The organism is Dyadobacter sp., from assembly GCF_039919315.1.
Taxonomy (GTDB): Bacteria; Bacteroidota; Bacteroidia; order Cytophagales; family Spirosomataceae; genus Dyadobacter.
Window position 1 is genome coordinate 228871 of the sequence record NZ_JBDSFX010000102.1, and the last position, 19641, is coordinate 248511.

14 protein-coding genes are annotated in these 19641 nt (G+C 45.5%); 10 read left to right on the forward strand and 4 right to left on the reverse strand.

Going from position 1 to position 19641, the window contains the following annotated elements; all coding sequences use genetic code 11:
- Positions 1–265 precede the first annotated feature (265 nt).
- Complete coding sequence (locus ABIO93_RS30545) at positions 266–1144, forward strand: alpha/beta hydrolase (RefSeq protein ID WP_348073828.1); 879 nt, start codon at positions 266–268, stop codon at positions 1142–1144.
- Between the two features lie 51 nt (positions 1145–1195).
- Here ABIO93_RS30545 and ABIO93_RS30550 read toward each other — a convergent pair whose 3' ends face one another.
- Together ABIO93_RS30550 and ABIO93_RS30555 are read right to left on the reverse strand one after the other, a co-directional pair.
- On the reverse strand, positions 1196–1561 hold the full coding sequence (locus tag ABIO93_RS30550) for a VOC family protein (RefSeq protein ID WP_348073829.1): 366 nt from the start codon (positions 1559–1561) through the stop codon (positions 1196–1198).
- A gap of 29 nt (positions 1562–1590) precedes the next feature.
- Entirely contained in the window at positions 1591–2931 is a 1341-nt protein-coding gene (locus ABIO93_RS30555) for an amidohydrolase family protein (protein WP_348073830.1), read from the reverse strand.
- Between the two features lie 323 nt (positions 2932–3254).
- Between ABIO93_RS30555 and ABIO93_RS30560 the strand changes: the two genes are divergently transcribed.
- From ABIO93_RS30560 to ABIO93_RS30570, 3 genes are read left to right on the forward strand one after another with little or no spacing between them, the layout of a single operon-like run.
- Positions 3255–6812, forward strand: a complete 3558-nt coding sequence (locus ABIO93_RS30560) for a PAS domain S-box protein (protein WP_348073831.1) — start codon at positions 3255–3257, stop codon at positions 6810–6812.
- Positions 6812–8629, forward strand: a complete 1818-nt coding sequence (locus ABIO93_RS30565) for a sensor histidine kinase (RefSeq protein WP_348073832.1) — start codon at positions 6812–6814, stop codon at positions 8627–8629. The genes ABIO93_RS30560 and ABIO93_RS30565 overlap by 1 nt, the downstream gene beginning before the upstream one ends.
- A 20-nt stretch (positions 8630–8649) precedes the next feature.
- Positions 8650–9033 (forward strand): response regulator, encoded by a 384-nt coding sequence (locus ABIO93_RS30570; RefSeq protein ID WP_348073833.1) that lies wholly within the window; start codon positions 8650–8652, stop codon positions 9031–9033.
- An 11-nt stretch (positions 9034–9044) separates the two neighbouring features.
- On the opposite strand, the gene ABIO93_RS30575 is transcribed toward ABIO93_RS30570, so the two are convergent.
- On the reverse strand, positions 9045–9902 hold the full coding sequence (locus ABIO93_RS30575) for an SDR family oxidoreductase (RefSeq protein ID WP_348073834.1): 858 nt from the start codon (positions 9900–9902) through the stop codon (positions 9045–9047).
- A 237-nt stretch (positions 9903–10139) separates the two neighbouring features.
- On the opposite strand from ABIO93_RS30575, the gene ABIO93_RS30580 reads away from it, so the two are divergent.
- The 4 genes from ABIO93_RS30580 to ABIO93_RS30595 are packed head-to-tail and all read left to right on the forward strand — an operon-like array spanning position 10140 to position 14748.
- On the forward strand, positions 10140–11402 hold the full coding sequence (locus ABIO93_RS30580; RefSeq protein WP_348073835.1) for an NAD(P)/FAD-dependent oxidoreductase: 1263 nt from the start codon (positions 10140–10142) through the stop codon (positions 11400–11402).
- A gap of 56 nt (positions 11403–11458) precedes the next feature.
- Positions 11459–12361, forward strand: a complete 903-nt coding sequence (locus ABIO93_RS30585; protein WP_348073836.1) for a CorA family divalent cation transporter — start codon at positions 11459–11461, stop codon at positions 12359–12361.
- Positions 12362–12420: 59 nt separating this feature from the next.
- Entirely contained in the window at positions 12421–13608 is a 1188-nt protein-coding gene (locus tag ABIO93_RS30590; RefSeq protein ID WP_348073837.1) for a T9SS type A sorting domain-containing protein, read from the forward strand.
- 21 nt (positions 13609–13629) lie between these two features.
- Positions 13630–14748, forward strand: coding sequence for a glycoside hydrolase family 18 protein (locus ABIO93_RS30595; protein WP_348073838.1), 1119 nt, complete (start codon positions 13630–13632; stop codon positions 14746–14748).
- Here ABIO93_RS30595 and ABIO93_RS30600 read toward each other — a convergent pair whose 3' ends face one another.
- On the reverse strand, positions 14749–18141 hold the full coding sequence (locus ABIO93_RS30600; RefSeq protein WP_348073839.1) for an SNF2-related protein: 3393 nt from the start codon (positions 18139–18141) through the stop codon (positions 14749–14751).
- A 143-nt stretch (positions 18142–18284) separates the two neighbouring features.
- On the opposite strand from ABIO93_RS30600, the gene ABIO93_RS30605 reads away from it, so the two are divergent.
- Positions 18285–18728, forward strand: a complete 444-nt coding sequence (locus ABIO93_RS30605; protein ID WP_348073840.1) for an RpiB/LacA/LacB family sugar-phosphate isomerase — start codon at positions 18285–18287, stop codon at positions 18726–18728.
- 73 nt (positions 18729–18801) lie between these two features.
- A complete protein-coding gene (locus tag ABIO93_RS30610) occupies positions 18802–19626 on the forward strand; it encodes a DUF481 domain-containing protein (protein ID WP_348073841.1) in 825 nt (274 codons plus the stop codon).
- Positions 19627–19641: the final 15 nt, after the last annotated feature.

Genomic DNA, 19641 nt, shown 5'->3' on the forward strand with positions numbered 1-19641 from the left:
CTTCGAACGCGTTTGCAAATTTAGAATTACTTTTTCCAATTACGACTTTTTACGTCTGCGTAAAATAAATATGTTGCCAGCGCACGCCCATGCTGATGATCTTGCACGGTTTGTGCCGGTATTGTTCCAATAAATGCCCCGTATATCCAACAAAGCCGCCTCTGTTGAGTTGGAATAATAATTGGGTATCCTTTGATTAACACCTGCGAAGTATAACTGAACTGGTGTTAAATTATTTCAAAAGCATTTTCAAAAACACATTATTATGAAATTCATTGAATCAAAAGCAGGGACTTCATCGGAACCGGTTAAATTGTTTGTCCATGAAGTAGGCGAGGGGAAGCCTGTAATTTTTATCTCGGGATGGCCGCTCAGCCACGAAATGTGGGAATATCAGTTCAATGAGCTTCCAAAGCATGGTATCCGGTGCATTGCATACGACAGACGTGGTTTTGGTAGGTCGGATAAGCCCTGGAACGGGTATGATTATGACACGCTGGCCGCTGACTTAAAATCCGTAATCGATGAACTGGATCTCCATGATGTGACGCTGGTTGGTTTTTCAATGGGCGGAGGCGAGGTGGTCCGGTACCTGAGTACCTACGGCAGCGACCGGATCTCCAAAGCAGTGCTTGTCAGCTCGGTGGTACCTTATATGCTGAAAACAGAGGATAATGCTGACGGGGTGCCCCAGGAACTTTTTGACGGTTTTGTTAAAGATATAGAAGAGGACAGGCCTAAATTCCTGACTGGTTTTGCGAAAGATTTCTATGGTAATTCGCTGTTAAACAATGCCGTAAGCGACGAGATACTAAATTGGCATGGCATATTGGCATTACAGGCATCGGGTCGCGCGACGACACAATGCATTCGGAGTTTCAGTGCGACGGATTTCAGAAATGAATTATCCTATCTGGACATTCCGATACTGATCATTCATGGTGAATCGGATAAGACTGTCCCCATTGAAGTGAGCAGCGACCGTACTTCGGAAATGCTTCCCGGTGCCGAGTACATTATCTACGAGAGCGCGCCGCACGGATTGTTTATTACTCACAAGGAGAGATTGAATGAAAATCTGATCCAATTCATCAATCAGGAGGTGGTAACGATCAGCAATCCTTACACAGACATTGTCAACTAGGTCGGGTACCTTATATGAGTGAAGCCTGGCATCTCGCCAGGCTTCATTGTTTTAAATCAGTTCAATGAATTCGATCCTGTTGCCGAATGGATCTCTGAATGAAAACCGGTTCCGATCGGGTATTTTGCTCTCATTTTTTAATTCAATACCATGTGATTGCAGAAGCTTCCGGGCTGCTTCGAGATCGTGTACTTCAAACGCCGGATGTCTCTGGGAGGTTTCATGGGCATCTTCGGCACGAATATGAAGCTGAATATCACCCATTTGAAACCATATTGCCCCATTGGGTAATGCGTATCCAGTATCTGTTATTTCTTTCAGGCCCAAGATATTTCCATAAAATTCACGCGCTTCTTGCTCTTTCCCAATCGGAATGCAAAGCATAATGTGGTCTAGTCTCTTAAATTCAATTTTCATTGTTTGATGGAGTGGTTTTTCCAATAAAATTAATGTTGTAAAGGCCCTTTGCTCACTTCTTTTCCCTCTTTCCAAACCGCCTCAATCTTTCGGGTGTTTTTAATATCCTTTTCTGGATTGTCGGTCAAGATAATCAGATCAGCCTTTTTTCCCTTTTTTAATGTCCCAAATTCCTGATCCATTTTCAATGCTTTCGCAGCATTTTGCGTACTGATGGTAATAGCTTGCAAAGGTGTCAGACCAGACTGAACCATCAGTTCCATTTCCAGATGTTCTGTAAATCCCTGTGTTCGTATCGGAAATGCGCCGGAATCGGTACCCAATGCCACGGTGATGCCCGCATCATATATCTTCTTCAGGTTAAGTTTCGCTGTTTTGAAAGCCGCCATATTGCGTGGATAATCGGGTGAGTTTTTGATCTTTTCAGCATAGCTTTTATCAGTGATCATTTCCAGGACGCCCCGTTCCAGTGAAGCTTTAAAAAAATCGTCATGAATCCAGTCTGGATTGTCTGCATATACAAACTGGTACTCATCGAGCGACAAGGTAGGAATGTAAATGACATTTTTTTGTTTCATTTTCCTCAAAAGGTCAGCATCGACCTCTTTGTCGCGGATACTGTGTGCAATGATATCGATTCCGGCTTCAATAAGTTGTCTCGCATCTTCTGCATAGAACAAATGTGCTGCTACCCTGATGTTTCTTTGATGCGCCGCATTGATAATGGCTTTGTAGATCTCAGGCTTCATTTTCTGAGCATTGCCGTGGTCGTCCACCCAAATTTTAACAACAGTCGGTTTCACCGCAGCAACCTTGTCCATCATGGCCGGTACGTCTTCCGGTGAGGCAGGGCGCAGTAGCAGGTTCATCCAGGAGCCTGGCGAATGATCGGGTACATTGAAGCCGTAACCTGCGGAAAACAGCCGGGCACCGGGCAGTAATCCGGCCACTGTCGAATCACGCATGCCGTTGAATATCAAGGGCCTGTCGGTACCCATGACCAGTACTGAACTCACTCCATAATCCTGATATTTGACAAGTTGGCGAAGAATATTCGCACGTGTATAATTGTCGGCAGAAGACGTAGTGCCTTTCAGCGTACCCACATGCGCATGCGCGCTGATGAGTGCTGGAATGACTGTTTTTCCTGTTAAATCAATTTCCTTATCTACTCGGGATTTGATACCCTTTTGAACACTGGTAATGCGTCCATTGCTGATCAGAATGTCAGTATTTTCTTTGGGAGCGGCACCAGTACCGTCGATCACAGTGGCATTTTTTAGCAATACACTGGCAGGCTGCTGGCCAGTAGCGGGCACATTAACGGTTACAAAGGCGAGTAACGCAAGCAAAAAGTATGATTTTTTCATGGTATCAGCATTTAGGAATTTCGGGTACAGGATTTTTAATTGACAGCCCAGCCATTGCTGTAAAAATAGGTAATTATCAATCCTGTCAATTTGTTAGCCATGGCAAAATACTCAAAAAAAAGCCGTTAAGCAGGTAGAATAGCACATGCAAGAGCAAAAAGAAGGATTAACGCATAAGGATTTTGACGTAGTAGTAATTTGTCATATTAGGTAAAAGTATTACAATTGGATAGTTTGGGAACCGTAACATATTTAAATTAAGACTATATTGTACGGATAAAAATAAGCAGAAATGACGTCCTACATCTGGAAGGTTTTTAATCATGAATAATCTCACGAAGAAGCTGTTCAAAATGCTGCAACAGGTTGAACGTATTTTCAAGGACAACACCGAAAAGAAGCCTTACGATTTTATACCAAACGCTCAGCTCTATAATAGTTTTTTACATAGTAACTCCATTTACGCAGCAGGTATTAACACCGATGGAAATTACACTTTTGTCAATGACCATTACTGCAACTTTTATGGCCTGACCCGCGAAAAATTACTGGGCACCTCGTCATTGGCAGGCGTTGTTTCCGAAGACATTGAAAAATGCCTGATGGTAGGAGAACAATGTTTTGTTAATCCTGGAATGCCCAATTCCGTTGTTCTCAGGAAAAAATCACTCAGTCATGGCTTGAAGAGTATTCAGTGGGAATTTACTGGTATCGCCAACGACTCCGGAATGGTCAAGGAGATTTTTTGCGTCGGGTATGACATTACCCAGCAGCTGAAAATTGAAGAAGACTTGTCAGTGCTGGTTTCAAATATGCAGGATGTGCTCTTTACCATTTCCAGCGAGGGACTTTTTACCTACGTATCGCCCAGCTGGACAAAAATGTACGGGCATACAGTGGAGGAAACACTGGGTCAGTCCTTTACGGAATTCGTTCATCCTGAGGATCACGAGGTGTGTTACAAGGCGCTGCGGACAACCGTGGAAACGGGTAGGCCCGTACCGGGGGGCGTGGAGCACAGGATCAGGCACAAAAACGGTAACTGGTCGTGGAGCAACACTGACGCCAACATTGACATGGGCAGCAAGGAGATCATTCTGACCAGTCACAACATTACCGAACTTCGGAATTCGCGCGAAAGGTTAAAGGAGCTAGCCATAGTAGCTTCCAATACAACCGATTACATCGTTATCACTGATAGTAAGGGCTTCATTACCTGGGTTAACAAGGCTTATGAGCGGCAGACCGGTCATACCCGGGCGGAAATCAAAGGAAAAGATCCCACCGAAATTCTTTGCGGGCCAGATACTGACAGGAATACCATTCAAAGAATTTATGAGGGATGCAAAGCGCATCGGATCGTGCAGGAGGAAATTTTATGCTATACCAAAACGGGGGGGGAATATTGGGTAGATCTTAAAATTACTCCGGTGTTTGGTGAAAATGGCAAGTGTACCCATTTTATAGCCGTAGAACGCGACATTACACTCCGAAAGAAATCGGATGACGAAATGAAACGCTTTAAGGACATGCTCGAACAGACCAATGGCGTAGCCAGGATAGGCGGGTGGGAACTTTATCCGAAAACCGGCGAACTGTACTGGTCATCAATCACCAAGGAAATACATGAGGTAGAGCCCGATTTCTTTCCTGAGTTAGAAACGGCCATTTTGTTTTATACTGAGGGTGCAAGCCGGGATGCCATCACACGAGTAGTGACAGAATGCATTGCAAACGGCACACCCTGGGACAGTGAATTGGAACTGACCACCGCCAGGGGTAACCAGTTGTGGGTAAGGTCCATTGGGCAGGCCGAAATCAAGGATGGCGTTTGCGTGAGAATTTATGGCGCCTTCCAGGACATTACCCGTCGCAAGCAGTCGGAAGTGGCAATACTGAACTCTGAACTGAAATTCAGGACCCTGTACGACTCTACCAGTGATGCGGTGATCCTATTCAACAGAGAACGATATCTGGATTGCAATCAGGCCGCTTTGAAAATGTTCGGGTTAAAATCGCGGGAAGCATTACTTCCTATTCGGGTAGGCACATTGCCGGGAATCAACGCACCGGAATCAGAGAAATGGGTAGACGCTTTTAAAAAACATCTGGATACTGTTTATGAGACCGGGAGTCACAATCTGGAATGGACATACAGGCGAACAGGTAATCGGGCGGAAACATTCGTCGCCGAGTTAATGCTTGATTTGATCGACGTCAACAACGAGAAGATCATTCAGGCCGTGATCCGAGATATCACGTTAAGGAAAAGAACGGAACTGGACATGCTCGAAGCGAGAGAGCACGCCGAAGAAGCCAGCAAACTAAAATCGGAGTTCCTGGCAAATATGAGCCACGAAATCCGGACGCCATTGAACGGGGTAGTGGGCTTCTCGGACCTGCTCATGAAAACCAACCTGGATGAAACCCAGCAGCAGTATATGTCAATGGTTTTTCAATCTGCAAATTCGCTGCTTGACATTATCAACGACATTCTTGATTTTTCCAAAATCGAGGCAGGCAAACTGGAACTGATACGGGAAAAAACGGATTTGCTGGAAGTATGTGGTCAGGTCGCCGACATGGTGACCTACCAGGCTCATCAGAAACATCTGGAAATGCTGCTGAACATCCCGGCAGACATTCCCCACTACGTATGGGCAGACTCGATCAGGTTACGGCAAATCCTGCTGAATCTGCTTAGCAACGCAGTCAAGTTCACGATGTGTGGCGAAATTGAGCTGAAAATTGAGCTTTTACATAAAACTAATCAATACGATTATTGTTTCCGGTTTTCTGTCAGAGATACCGGGATTGGAATTGAACCGCAAAATCAGCAGAAAATTTTCGAAGCATTCTCCCAGGAAGATTCATCTACTACCAAGCGTTTCGGAGGCACAGGACTTGGACTCACGATATCAAACAGCTTGCTTGGACTTATGGGAAGTGAGCTGAGCCTGACCAGTGTTGCGGATACAGGAAGCACTTTTTCGTTTGATGTTGTATTCGGTACTGTCGCCGGAGAGGATCAGTTTGTCTGGGAAAATGTAGAAAACGTTCAAAACGTTCTCATCGTAGACGACAATGTGAACAATGGCCAGATCCTGAAAGATATGCTTGACAATAAGGACATTGCATCCACCTATGCTCTAAGCGGCGAAGAGGCTTTGTCACTGCTGGCGGCCGATCACCAGTATGACGTGATTCTTGTGGATTGTCAGATGCCCGGGTGGGACGGAATTGAAACAATCAGACGGATCAGGACGCATGACAGCGGCCGTTTTTCCGACCAACCCATCATTTTGCTCAATGATTCTCTGGATGAGGATACTTTGAATTCAGTGGGAGATGAACTGAATGTTCAGCATTTTCTGGTGAAACCCGTGAAAATACAGCAGCTTTTCCACACGCTTTCGCAGCTGGGCATTAAAAATGAGCTGGTACCCCGGCGAATCTGGGTGGAGTCGGTTATACCCAATGCTGCATACGGTGAAAGTAATGCCAAGATACTGATTGCAGAAGATCATAAGATCAATATGTTGCTGGTGAAAACGATGTTGGGCAAAATATTGCCAAATGCAACCATCATTGAGTCAGTTAATGGAATGCATGCAATCCAGGAATACAAAACTTCCGATCCGGATATTATTTTTATGGATATTCAGATGCCGGAGATGAATGGTTACGAAGCAACCAGGGAAATCAGGAAACTCGAAGACGGTAGGAGGATACCCATTATCGCACTTACTGCTGGTACCGTGGTGGGAGAAAGGGAAAAATGTATCAATGCCGGAATGGACGATTACCTGACCAAACCCGTTTTGAAAGACACACTTCAGGAAACGATAAACAAATGGCTGCTTAAATATCAAACTTCCTGATGCACAGAAATCTTACTTTGCAATTCTGGATTTTCCTGCTTGTGATGGGTACATGTATAGCAGAGCGCGCGGAAAAATTGCCGGAAGCTACCGATATGACTCCCTCCAAACTAGCGAATTTTTATGTGAAGGCAGAGGAATATGGCAACGCCTGGCCCGATTCGCTGAAACTTGTCGCTAACCTGATTGCATCGGAAGGATACCGAATTCATGACAAAACTGCATTGGTGAGGGGAGAGCGCTACCGGGCACTGGCACTGTGGCGGCTGGGCAGTCATTCAGAAGCTATGAAAGCGGCGATCAAAGCCCTTTCTAGTGCGGAGAAGTGGAAACTGACTTCGGAAATTCCCGATATATATGCCGTTATTGGGAACCTGCATAAAGAAAAAGCAAACTATAAGATGGCTTTTGAGGCGGTCGGCAAGGGAATGCAGGCCGCAAAGTCGATCGGAGATACGGCGGGGATCATTTATATGATAAGGCTCAAAGCGATGTTTACGCAAGGGCTGGGGGCCCAGGAAAATGATACGGCCATGATTCACCGGTCCCTGGATATGCATCTGGAGGGTTTGAAACTGGCAGAAGCCTCCCCACGTTTCGAGCGTAATAGGATCGCTTACTACAATAATATTGCTCAGGTCCTTGTGAAGCGCAAGGAAGCTGACAAGGCCTTGTTTTATGTTACAAAAGGCATTGATCTCGCCAAAAAATACAACCAGTTACTATCATTGACTTACAGTTATACCTGGCTTTCACAAATTTACCTTCAGCAAAATGAGACTGGGAAAGCCAGGACATATCTTTTGAAAGCATTACGGATCACGCAGGAGCTCAAAAATCCTTTCCGGGAAATGGAGGTGAACCGATACATCTACCAGGCGCTCAAACCCACCAACGATTACAGGGCTACGTTAGCAGCCTACACCCGCTATATAGACATTCGTGATTCGCTGCGGGTACTGGATAATGTGCGGCAGATCGGGGAACTGCAGGTGCAGTATGAGGCTGACAAAAAGGATCAGCAAATAGCGTCGCTGGGTACTATTAATGAGGTAAAAACCAGAGAAATTGCTTGGATAACCGTCGGTTTGGCGGTTTTTCTGGTAGTTTCACTGTTTATGATCTTTCAATACCGGACCATTGCGCGTAGTAACCGCATTTTGGAAGAAAATAACCGGAAGATCAACGAGCAGTCCGAGCAGATGAAGCTTTTGATGAAAGAACTCCATCACCGGGTCAAGAATAATTTGCAGATCGTGTCCAATCTGCTGAGCCTGCAGTCGAACAGGCTCACCGACGAGGATGCGAAGCAGAGTATCAAGACCGGCCAGCAGAGAATAGAAGCTATGTCGCTGATCCACAAGAGCCTTTACAATCAGGAAAATGTAAATATGGTAGATATGCGCGAGTATCTGACCAATTTAGTGGAAAGCGTTATGCAAAGTTTTGGGTTCAGTGAAGAGCGTTTCAGACTGATTTTGCAGGTGGACGTACAGGAACTGGACATTGACCTGGCCATGCCGCTGGGATTGATCGTCAATGAATGGATCACCAATTCGTTCAAACACGCCTACCAGCACGTCAGGCATCCGGAGCTTACATTAAAACTGGAAATGAATGATGCCATTCAACTGGAAATCAGCGACAATGGACGGGGGATGGATATGAAACTTTGGGAACGCCCCGGTGGTTCTTTTGGAATAAAATTAATTAAAGTCTTATCCAGACAGATCGATGGCCAGTGTACCGTGGCAGTTGATTCAGGGACAAGATTTACATTGGAAATACCTCTGCCTCAGCTCCGCGAAGCTGGCTAGGGAAGCGAAAATAGGAAGATATGACAAGCAAAAAAGTGCGTATACTCATCGTGGAAGATGAAGGGATACAGGCAATGGGACTTGAAGAGACTCTCGAAAAGCATGGCTACGAGGTGGCCTACATTGCAGACAACGGCAAGGAAGCTTTGGAATTTATAAGCCGGGAACCGGTGGACCTGGCACTGCTGGACATTAACATCAAAGGCGATATGGACGGCATTGAAACGGCCTGGAAAATAAAGGATTTGGCCAGCATTCCCGTTATTTACCTCACCGCCTACATGGACCATGAAACGGTACGCCGCGCAGAGGAAACTGCTCCGGCGGCGTACCTTACCAAGCCTTACCGCGAATTAAATCTAATCAACAGCATTGAAGTCGCCCTTCAAAATACCGACAGATAACCCGCGCCTGATCATCCATTGATCACCTGCCCGCCATTGGGATGCAGCACCTGTCCGCTCATATACGAGGCATCTTCGCAAGCCAGAAACACATAGCAAGGTGCCACTTCCGCAGGTTGTCCTGGTCGTTTGAATGGTGTATCCTTCCCAAATTTTTCAACCCGCTCGGCATCAAAGGTAGAAGGGATCAATGGCGTCCAGATCGGCCCCGGCGCCACCGCATTCACGCGTATCCCCTGTTCGGCCAAACTTCCCGCCAGCGATCTGGTAAACGCTACGATAGCACCTTTGGTAGAAGAGTAGTCGAGTAAGGACGGGCTGCCATGGTAGGCAGTGATTGACGTAGTGTTAATGATCGCGTCTCCTTTTTCCAGATGAGGCAAAGCCGCCTGGGTAAAATAGAAGAATGAGAAAATATTGGTTGAGAATGTATCAAGCAGCTGTTCAGCGGATATTTCCCGGATATCTTCTTTGGGATGTTGCTCGGCAGCATTATTGACAAGAATATTTAGTTTACCGAATTCATTGACGGTCTGGCTAACGGCATCTTTGCAAAACTGTTCGTCTCTGATATCGCCTTGTATCAACAGGCAGGCCCTGCCTTCCGCTTCTACCAAAGCTTTGGTGTCGGAAGCGTCCTGATTTTCGTCTAAATAAACAATAGCAACATTGGCACCTTCCCTTGCAAAATGTATAGCCACGGCGCGTCCTATTCCGCTGTCCCCGCCGGTAATGAGGGCGGCTTTATCTTGCAGCCTGCCGCTCCCCCTATAGTTTTCCCGAATGATCACAGGAGCCGGGTCCATCACTTGCTCTATCCCAGGTTGTACACTTTGCGTTTGTCCCCGCGTATCCATTTCATAATTCATATCGTCGTTTGTTTAGTTGATGTTATTTTGAAAAACCGTGTTTTTAAAAACCATATGCCAATGTCTCAGCGACCGTCAGAGACCTGGAGAATGTTTGAAATAATGTATTAATCGCGCAACTGAGTAAAAAAATTCACACGGCAACGCATATAAAGTGAATGCCATAGACTATTGAAAATGCCCCGGAAGCTTGCGGCACAATTATATTAGTCGCTTCTGATATCAATAGCACTATATATGGAATCAAAGAAAGTAGTCATCATTGGCGGAGGTTTTGCAGGGATTAACCTCGCTCAGAAGCTGTCGGGTGATAAGCGGTTTCAGATCACCCTGGTCGACAAAAACAATTACAATTTCTTTCCGCCCTTGCTATATCAGGTGGCAACCGGCTTTCTGGAAGCGTCCAATATCAGTTACCCATTCCGTAAGTTTTTTCAGGATAAAGACAATTTGCATTTCAGTTTTGGCGCTTTCAAAGAGGTGTTTCCCAGCCAGAGACAAATCGCGACAGAAAGTGGTGTCATAGATTACGATTATCTGGTTTTTGCAACCGGCACAGAGAGCAATTTCTTTGGAATGGAAAACGTGAAAAAGAATGCGGTACCAATGAAGACCGTTAAGGATGCATTGGCGTTGAGAAACCACATTTTGAACAATAAGGAAAAAGCCACTAAAACTACGGACGCGAAAGAGCGTAAGAAACTGCTGTCGATCGTAGTAGCGGGAGCGGGGCCCACAGGTGTGGAAGTGTCGGGGATGCTAGCGGAAATGCACCGTACTATTTTCAAAAAAGACTACCCAGAGCTGGATCGGGAAGAGGTGCAGATATACCTCGTGGATGCATTGCCCGTGGTTTTGAAGCCGATGAGCGAAAAATCACAGCAGGAAACGCTTGAAGAACTTAAAAGACTGGGCATTCATGTGCTGCTGGAACATACTGTTAAAGACTATCAGAATGATGTCGTCACATTGGCGAATGGCCGGACCATTGACACTAAAACATTGATCTGGACGTCGGGAGTCACGGCTACCCAGCTTCCCGGGCTGCCAGAGAGCGCACTTGGAAAAGGCAAGCGTGTACTGGTAGATGGTTTTAATAAAGTAATAGGCTTTGACAACATTTTTGCTTTGGGAGACATTTGCCTGATGAATGCGGATGAAAAGTTTCCCGACGGACACCCGCAGCTGGCTCAGGTAGCCATTCAGCAGGGGAAAAACCTGGCGCGCAATATGGGGCTAATGCTGGATACAAAACCATTGGAAGCTTTTCATTACAAAGACAAAGGAACGATGGCCATCATCGGTATCAATAAGGCCGTAGCGGACCTGCCGGGTTTGCATTTCAAGGGTTTTATAGCGTACTTTCTGTGGTTGGTAGTGCATTTGTTTTCATTGATCCGCTATCGCAATCAGGTCAAAACATTTTACAACTGGATGGTGCTGTTTTTTACCAGAGACCAATCTCTTCGCTTCATTATGGATGCCAAGCCGGATAAATAGCTTTGTTGCCGGTATTACACAATTTAACGATGTTAGATTTTCACTATCATTAACCTATGATTCAAACTGTTACCGATAAATCCGAATATCCGTTCGAATGGCTGGATCTCTTGGATCCCAATGACGAAGAATTGAAAAGCATTACCGAAAAATATGATTTGCATGAATCGTCGATCAAGGACTGGTTGCAAACCGACCATTTACCCAAGTACGAAGACGTTGGAAGCTATACCTTCATCATTTTCAGGATTCATGCAGAATGCGTATCAGCTGAGGCAGATACAGTCACGGAACTCACCGACAAGGTGGCGATTTTTATGAATGCTCAGACAGTAGTAACACTTCATAAAAAGCCATGGTCAGGGCCGGAGTCCATTAAAGATAAACAGATCACGCAGCATGAATGTAAAAACACGCATCATCTGGTGAATGAAATCGTTAAAAGCTGTCTGGCAACCTTCGACGGCCCCTCGGCCAAACTAACCCGCGACATTGAATATTATGAGGAAAACATGTTCCTTAAAAACCGCAAAGCCTCGCTGCTGGAAGGCCTTTATTATCTTCGCAGGAAAGTAGAGGTCACCCGAAGGATCATTATGCTTTCCCACGACATCATCGAAAAGATGGACGCGCCCAATCACAGCAATACCTTCACGCGCGACACGCGGGACCTATATGTGAGGCTTTCTAATATCTATGACACACTTTTCGAAAATATGAACCAGCTGGTGATGATCTATTTCTCCATTTCCTCACAGCGTACCAATGAAATAGTGAGGGTACTCACCGTATTTTCAGTATTTTTCATGCCGCTGACCTTCATTGTGGGCATCTATGGGATGAACTTTGACTATATGCCCGAGCTCAGGCTCAGGCTGGGCTACCCGGGTGTGATGATCGTGATGGGCGCCATCACCTTGGGTATTTATGTCTGGTTTAAGCGACGCGGATGGCTGTAACTTGATTGTGGCTTTATTTTATAACCCATACTTTTGCTTTTTGTGAATTTCTAAATTTTATGAGGAATAGTTTTACCCTGCCTGCTTTTTACTTTTTGAACGCCTTATTTTTTCTCTTGCTCCTTCCATGCCAGGCAGCTCCTCTTGCCATTCCGAAAGTGCCGCAAACATTGAAAGCAGTCGCATTTTCTCCCTCAGAAATTACACTGACCTGGGTGGATGCGTCACTGGACGAAACGGGATTTGAAGTAGAAAGCTCGACAGATGGAAAGACTTTTGTAAAAATTGCAGCCCCAGCGGCCAATATTGTCATGTATCAAAGCACGGGACTCACGGCTGCAACGCCATATTGGTACCGGGTTCGCGCCAAGAATGCATCCGGGTTTTCAGCTTATTCCAACATTGCTACTGCTACAACCAAACCGCCGCTAATCACTATTCCAAAAGCACCGTCCGGCCTGGCAGGTATCGCTGTGTCCATCAGCCAGATCAATGTGAACTGGATTGACAATGCTACGGATGAGACAGGTTTTCAATTGGAAAGGTCATTAAACGGCGCTGCATTTGCCAAAATCGCTGATCTGACAGCCAATGTGATTACTTACCAAAATACAGGCCTTGGCACCGCTACTACTTATTATTACAGGGTGAGAGCGCTGAATACAGCCGGAGTGTCGTCGTATAGTAACATCATCTCGGTTACTACCCAAAATATCCCTGTCCCTGATCAGCCTATCAATTTTACAGCAGTTCCGCTGGCGAAAAATCTCATACAGTTGCGCTGGTCCGCGTTGACAGGCAACGCGGCCGAGGTACTGATAGAGCGTTCCAAGGGTTCGGATGCGCAGTTTGTTCAGATCCACAAACAGGCTGCGAGCGTGATCCAGTATGAAGATAAAGAAGCACTTGCGACCGATGATTACTATTACCGCATCAAGGCTGTGAATGCAGGCGGAAGTTCTCCTTACAGTTTGGTCGCTATCGTTCGTGCTGCATCCATCATTACTTCAACGGAACCCGCAGAAGACGGCAACCTGATCTATGTATCCGGGAAAACGTTGATTTCGAATCTGAAAAACAACATTCCTGCTTCGCTTCACCTCTATGATCTCAGCGGTACTGAAAGAAAAACCGCAAGAATTGGTCAGTTTTCGCAAACCGATCTGAGCATTTTGCATGCCGGGATATACATTGTCGTCATTCGCAAAGACAAAGAAGTAATTACCAGAAAAATAGCGCTTTACTAAATTCAACCTAAATCCTGGCGCATGAAACTCTCGCGTAAACCTCTGTTTATTCTGCTCATGCTATGCGTGGTCAGTTCCTCATTCAGTTTGGGACAAATCAAGAAAAAATACATTGTCAACGGCTATGTGGGAGGTTTTCGGGGTTTGGTTAATACAGAGGAAATCGACGCTGATAAGCTGACGCACATTAACTACGCATTCGTGAATGTCAAGGACAGCCTTGCAGTACTCACTAATCTGGCTACGGATTCGACCAATTTCAGAAAACTCAATGCATTAAAATTAAAGAACCCGGATCTCAAAATCCTGATTTCGATTGGCGGTTGGGCATGGAGCGAGAATTTTTCTGATGCCGTACTTACCGAAACTTCCAGACAGAAATTCGCCAAATCGAGCGTCGACATAATCCGCCAGTTCAACCTCGACGGCGTGGATATTGACTGGGAATACCCGGCGATGCGCGGTGAAGAAGGGAATATTTTCAGACCGGAGGACAAGCAGAATTTTACATTAATGTTCAAAGCCATTCGTCAGGAGCTGGATATATTGGAAAAAGAAAAGGGACGCAAATTTCAGCTGACCACTGCGGTCGGTGGGTCACAATCATTCGTAGATAATACTGAAATGGGCCTTGTGCAGCGCTATACCGATTATATATTCATCATGACCTACGACTATGGCGGGCGGAATGGAACAGTGGGCCATCATACTAATCTTTACAGTGATGGCGAGTCGTCGTCGGCTGACAAATCCGTGAAGAGCTTCATGGCTGCCGGTGTACCTGCCAACAAAATCGTTCTGGGAGCAGCTTTTTACGGAAAAGGAGTTGAAGCTGAGACAACTAATAACCACGGTTTGGGTCAAAAACGCGTTAAATCAGTTCAGGGCGGAGGGTATACCAAGCTGAAAGACACTCTGATAGATCAGAGCGGCTATAAGAAATATTACGACGAGAAAGCAAAGGCACCTTACCTGTTCAATGATTCCACCCGGATATTTATCACTTACGAGGATGAAGAATCCATCAAGCTGAAATGTGAGTATGTGAAAGAGAACAAGTTGGCCGGAATATTCTTTTGGGAGTATTTTAATGACCCGAAAGAGTACCTTATTAACGAGATCAGCAAGAATCTGGATTGATTAAAACCGCGCTACTAACCCCAGTAGGTCATTCTTTGTCAGCGTTTTCAGTATCGAACTATCCGTTTTGACCAAGTCATTGGCCAGGTCTTTTTTCGATTCCTGCAATTCCATGATCTTTTCTTCAATGGTACCCGGGCAGATCAGTCTCACAGCGATTACATTTTTCTTCTGCCCGATCCGGTAACTGCGGTCAATGGCCTGATTTTCAACGGCTGGGTTCCACCACGGGTCGATCAGGTACACATAGTCGGCTTCGGTGAGGTTTAGTCCCGTGCCGCCTGCTTTCAGGCTGATCAGAAATACCCGTACGTCCGCATTGTTCTGAAAGTTTTCGACACGAGCAGCCCGGTCACGCGTTTGGCCGGTCAGATACTCGTAGGCGATGCCTCTCTTTTTTAATTCTGGCCGGATCAGGTCCAGCATGGATACGAACTGAGAGAAAACCAAGATTTTATGCTGGGGAGATTTGCTTTCGATCTGTTCAATGAGCGTATCAATTTTCGAGGAATCATTTCCATAAAAAAGATCATCATTCAACAGGGCCGGCGAGTTACATATCTGGCGCAATTTGGTGAGTCCTTGCAGAATATGGAGCGCATCCCTGGGGATATCCACTTCATTGCGCGTGTTGAGAAAAGTATAAAATTCCAGCTCGTAAGCATTGTAAACCTTCCGCTGCTCGGTACCCATTTCGCAATAGATCACCATTTCGGTTTTGTCAGGAAGTTCGGTAGCGACCTGTTTTTTGGTCCTTCTTAAAATAAATGGGTTAATCCTTTTTTGCAGCTCTCTCGCCCGCTCATTGTCTTTGAAACGATCGATAGGAATAGAGAAATGGTTTCGGAACTGCGTTTTGTTGCCCAGTAAACCCGGGCAGGCAAAAGAAAGCTGCCCATACAGATCAAATGTGTTGTTTTCAACGGGCGTACCCGTCAGTACCAGCTTGTTGCGCGATTGCAGCAGGCGCGCAGCCTTGTAGCGCTGCGATTCCGGGTTTTTAATGGCCTGCGATTCGTCGAGAATAATGTAGTTGAATTGATATTTTCTAAGAAAATTAACGTCAGAAAGCAATGTGCCGTAAGAGGTCAGGATCAACTCGTACCGATCAAAATCAGTGATTTCTTTTACTCTTCCTGAACCATAAACCGTCAGGATTTTCAGGTCCGGTGCAAATTTCTGTACCTCTGCCTCCCAGTTGAAAATCAGCGAGGTAGGCACGATGATCAGGTTGGTATTGCGGACTTCTTTTTCTCTTTGAGACAATAAAAATGCAATCACCTGCACCGTCTTTCCCAGACCCATATCATCAGCCAGGCAGCCACCGAAGCCGAAATCATCCAGAAAATTAAGCCAATTAAGGCCTTCTTTCTGGTATTTTCGCAATTTGGCTTTCAGCGCCTTTGGGACTTTAATAGGTTTAATGGTGTCGAAACTGGCGAATGCAGACTGATAAAATGTGATCTGTTCCTGTACATCCTGAGCCAATGCCCCGGCTTCGTACATTTCCGCTACGGAAACGAAATTGATTTTTGGTGTTTGGATCATCTCGCCGGCTATTTCACCCGCTTCGAAGAATTTGGCAAATTTCTCAATCCATTCCTCTGGCAGTATTCCCAATGTGCCGTCGCCGAGTTCGACATACTTGTTTCGATTCTTAACAGCCTTATGTAAATGTTTTAGCGTCACCTTCTGGCTGCCAAACTTGACATTGGCAGTGGTATTGAACCAGTTGATCCCACTGGCGACGTGTACGGATATTTTGGCTCGGTTCGGATTTAATCTGTTCTTGGTGAGTGTATTGAAGCCTAGTATGGTAATGCCCTCGTCTCTCCATTCTTCGAAAATGGCGGGAAACCAGTCTTCGCTCAAAAACCTTTCACGATGCAGGTAGAAAAATTCCCTGCCCAACTGTTCTTCAAAGTCAGGATGTTGCCGGATCAATGTGCTGCTGAAACGGATTTCGGTATCGGTGTCTCTTTCTACTGTGAAAGGAAAGCCTTGATTGTCAACGGAGTAGATCTGTTTTCTTGAAAAAACCGGCACTTCTACGTCGCCGTATTTCATCACTGGCGTGATCATGACATAATTACCTACGTCTTCCAGGTAAATGAGTTTTTGGGTTTCCTGATTAAAACCCTGTTCTTCTTTTTGCTCGGGTGTGGCAGGTTTCAGGAACGAATAAGTGATCCCGATTTTGTGCTCTATTTTGGAGAGCAGGTTTTTCCTGAACTCCTCAAACTTGGTTTTGTGAATGAAAATTTTCTGATTGTGCTGCCTGAAAAACGCAATGGTTTTGAGAATTTCCTCCTGATCGATCAGGTAGAGCGAATCCAGGTATAGCACAAAATAGTCGTAAACCAGCCTGACCCTTTCAAGATCCAGATGCACACCGTCGAGTACTAGGTGACCTGAGATCTGGAAAAACTGGTCTTTCTGCGCAATGGTAAGCTGCATGTCAATGGCTGACTGTTCCAATTTGACCGGTACCAATGATGCGGCACTAATGTTCTCTGAAACGTTGGGGTTATGGTAGTAAAAGTCCAGGTCAAGCGGGTTTCTGACAATGGATTTCAGGCCGGCAATGTCTGTATCTGTTTTCTTTTTACGAAAGTTGTTTTGGAATGCAGAAACAGCTGTATGAAATTTAACAGTGTTAGTATTGTCCATCTGCCACACGGTTTCCAATGGATTCTGAGCCGTGAGCGGGTTTTTTAGCTTTCCATCCTTGGTGACCTGAGCATCGTAGAGTTCGAGGTAAAAATGGTCGTAATATTTGTTTTGCCCCAGTACCACGATGGTTTTGGAGTATTCGGAAGTTGCTTTTGCGCCCGGGATGTCAAAAGTAGGTTTTGCGATTAACTGATCCTGAAAAAAGGCAACCGACGACTGGTTTATAGGAATAAGTTCCTTCATTTTGGGCTTAATTAGCAGCTCGCGGTTACTGTATTCCATCTTGAAATACTCATCCGGATCAGGCTCGTTTTCCAAGCCATAATCCAATGCGACTTGTCTTATTTTTTCAAACCTCAACTTTTGGTCAAAGAATGCGCGCAGGTCTTTTCGGTTCAACAGGTTATACAGGACTTGTATCTGATGCTCACAAAGTTTCTTCTTGGGGGTATTGCATTCGCAGTACAATGTTACAGCCTGAGCATTTTGCCGCACGACTACTTTCAATGATTCTGTTAACGAACTAGGGATCTGGAATTGGCCGAAGTTGACGTCAATATCAGTGGGTTGTATCTCAAAAAAGCCCCGCCTGCCTGATTCCGGCAGTTCAGCGCTGTTTTGCAAAATATGGGTTGTAGAAAGGTCGGATAGGTTAAAATCGGAAAATGTAAAATTGTGCAGTCCTGTGATTACGGCTTCCGTCGGCTCATTCTTTTTCATTTGGCAAAATAGTCAACAATTGCTGAACGGCGCAGAAATCAACATAGACTTGGTGCCGATAATTTGATAAAAATAACGAAATTGCCCGCAATCGGAACCATAGAGGCATTTTACAGATTACTCCAAATTAAAATTTTACCCAAATGAAAATCGGACTAGCAGCGGATCACGGAGGATACGAGTTAAAAGAATTCTTAAAATCTTTTTTGGAAAAAAAAGGGCATAGCATTGAGGATTTTGGCGCTTTTAAGCTGGATAACCAGGACGATTACCCGGATTTTGTTATTCCATTGGCTCAGGCAGTTGTCAGTAAGGATGTGGAGCGGGGCATTGCAGTTTGCGGAAGCGGGGTAGGAGCCTCAGTAGCAGCCAACAAGGTGTCCGGCGTTCGCGCAGCTTTAATCAACGATCACTTCTCGGCACATCAGGGAGTGGAGGACGATGACTTGAATTTGCTTTGTCTGGGAGGTCGGGTGACCGGCAATATGGCCGCGCAGGAATTGGTGGAGGCGTTTTTGAATGCTGAGTTTACCGGTGCGGAAAGACACATGCGCAGATTAGGAAAAGTGAAGGCAATAGAGAAGTAATGCAATTAGACTTGGCAAGTCTCTAAGACTTACCAAGTCTGTTTTGGCATTATTATTTTGCAAAACCGCGTTAATGAAAAAATTGACCTGCCACTGTTTTTTAAAGCTTTCCGCTTTTCTTTTTTCTGTTTCTGTCTCAACGGCTTTTGCTCAAACAGCGGCTGACTCGCTCAAAGCAGCATCTGTGGATTCCGCCAAAGTGGTGAAATCCGACACGGCACCCGCGCCGTCACATGTTGTGATCGATACGGTGAAGTACCGTTTTATTGGTGACGGAAATTTCACCCGGGGTAATGTGAACCGCAGCCTGGTGGTACTGAGGGCGGAAGTCTTATTCAGCGGCCCGGTCATCAATATGGCAACCAATCCCAGGTTCACCTATGGAAAGCAGAACGGCGTACTGGCTGAAAGGGATAGTTACCTCGATTTGTTTGTCGACTTCTTTAAAAAAAGAAGGACTTATGTATTTGGTCTGGGTGTATTAGAAACGAGCAATTTACGCAGAATCGATCTGAGGCAAATGGCAGGTGCGGGGATCGGTTACCGTGTTGTGAAAACCAAAAACAACGACCTGAGCCTGACCAATGCCATTCTCTACGAATCGACGAATTTCAGGGAGATCTCGACCGTTACGACCATTCGTAATTCTTTCAGAATCAAGGGAAAACATTCCGTGATGCAGGATAAGATCCGTTTTAATCACCTCACATTCATTCAGCCTGCATTGAATGACTTGTCCAATCTGCGCTGGAACACGATATTGTCGGTGGAACTCCCACTCAACAAATGGGTCACATTGCGCACCAGTTTTGAAAACTCCTACGAAAGCGTGGTCGAGTCGTCCCGTAAAAGAAATGACTCGCGGGTAACTTTCGGTATCTCCGTAGGGAACAAATAAATGTTTGTAGCGCCA

Excerpts from the sequence above, each read along its gene's own strand:
- ABIO93_RS30545 (WP_348073828.1), top strand. The coding sequence starts at position 266 with ATGAAATTCATTGAATCAAAAGCAGGGACTTCATCGGAACCGGTTAAA.
- ABIO93_RS30550 (WP_348073829.1), bottom strand. The coding sequence starts at position 1,561 with ATGAAAATTGAATTTAAGAGACTAGACCACATTATGCTTTGCATTCCG.
- ABIO93_RS30555 (WP_348073830.1), bottom strand. The coding sequence starts at position 2,931 with ATGAAAAAATCATACTTTTTGCTTGCGTTACTCGCCTTTGTAACCGTT.
- ABIO93_RS30560 (WP_348073831.1), top strand. The coding sequence starts at position 3,255 with ATGAATAATCTCACGAAGAAGCTGTTCAAAATGCTGCAACAGGTTGAA.
- ABIO93_RS30565 (WP_348073832.1), top strand. The coding sequence starts at position 6,812 with ATGCACAGAAATCTTACTTTGCAATTCTGGATTTTCCTGCTTGTGATG.
- ABIO93_RS30570 (WP_348073833.1), top strand. The coding sequence starts at position 8,650 with ATGACAAGCAAAAAAGTGCGTATACTCATCGTGGAAGATGAAGGGATA.
- ABIO93_RS30575 (WP_348073834.1), bottom strand. The coding sequence starts at position 9,902 with ATGAATTATGAAATGGATACGCGGGGACAAACGCAAAGTGTACAACCT.
- ABIO93_RS30580 (WP_348073835.1), top strand. The coding sequence starts at position 10,140 with ATGGAATCAAAGAAAGTAGTCATCATTGGCGGAGGTTTTGCAGGGATT.
- ABIO93_RS30585 (WP_348073836.1), top strand. The coding sequence starts at position 11,459 with ATGATTCAAACTGTTACCGATAAATCCGAATATCCGTTCGAATGGCTG.
- ABIO93_RS30590 (WP_348073837.1), top strand. The coding sequence starts at position 12,421 with ATGAGGAATAGTTTTACCCTGCCTGCTTTTTACTTTTTGAACGCCTTA.
- ABIO93_RS30595 (WP_348073838.1), top strand. The coding sequence starts at position 13,630 with ATGAAACTCTCGCGTAAACCTCTGTTTATTCTGCTCATGCTATGCGTG.
- ABIO93_RS30600 (WP_348073839.1), bottom strand. The coding sequence starts at position 18,141 with ATGAAAAAGAATGAGCCGACGGAAGCCGTAATCACAGGACTGCACAAT.
- ABIO93_RS30605 (WP_348073840.1), top strand. The coding sequence starts at position 18,285 with ATGAAAATCGGACTAGCAGCGGATCACGGAGGATACGAGTTAAAAGAA.
- ABIO93_RS30610 (WP_348073841.1), top strand. The coding sequence starts at position 18,802 with ATGAAAAAATTGACCTGCCACTGTTTTTTAAAGCTTTCCGCTTTTCTT.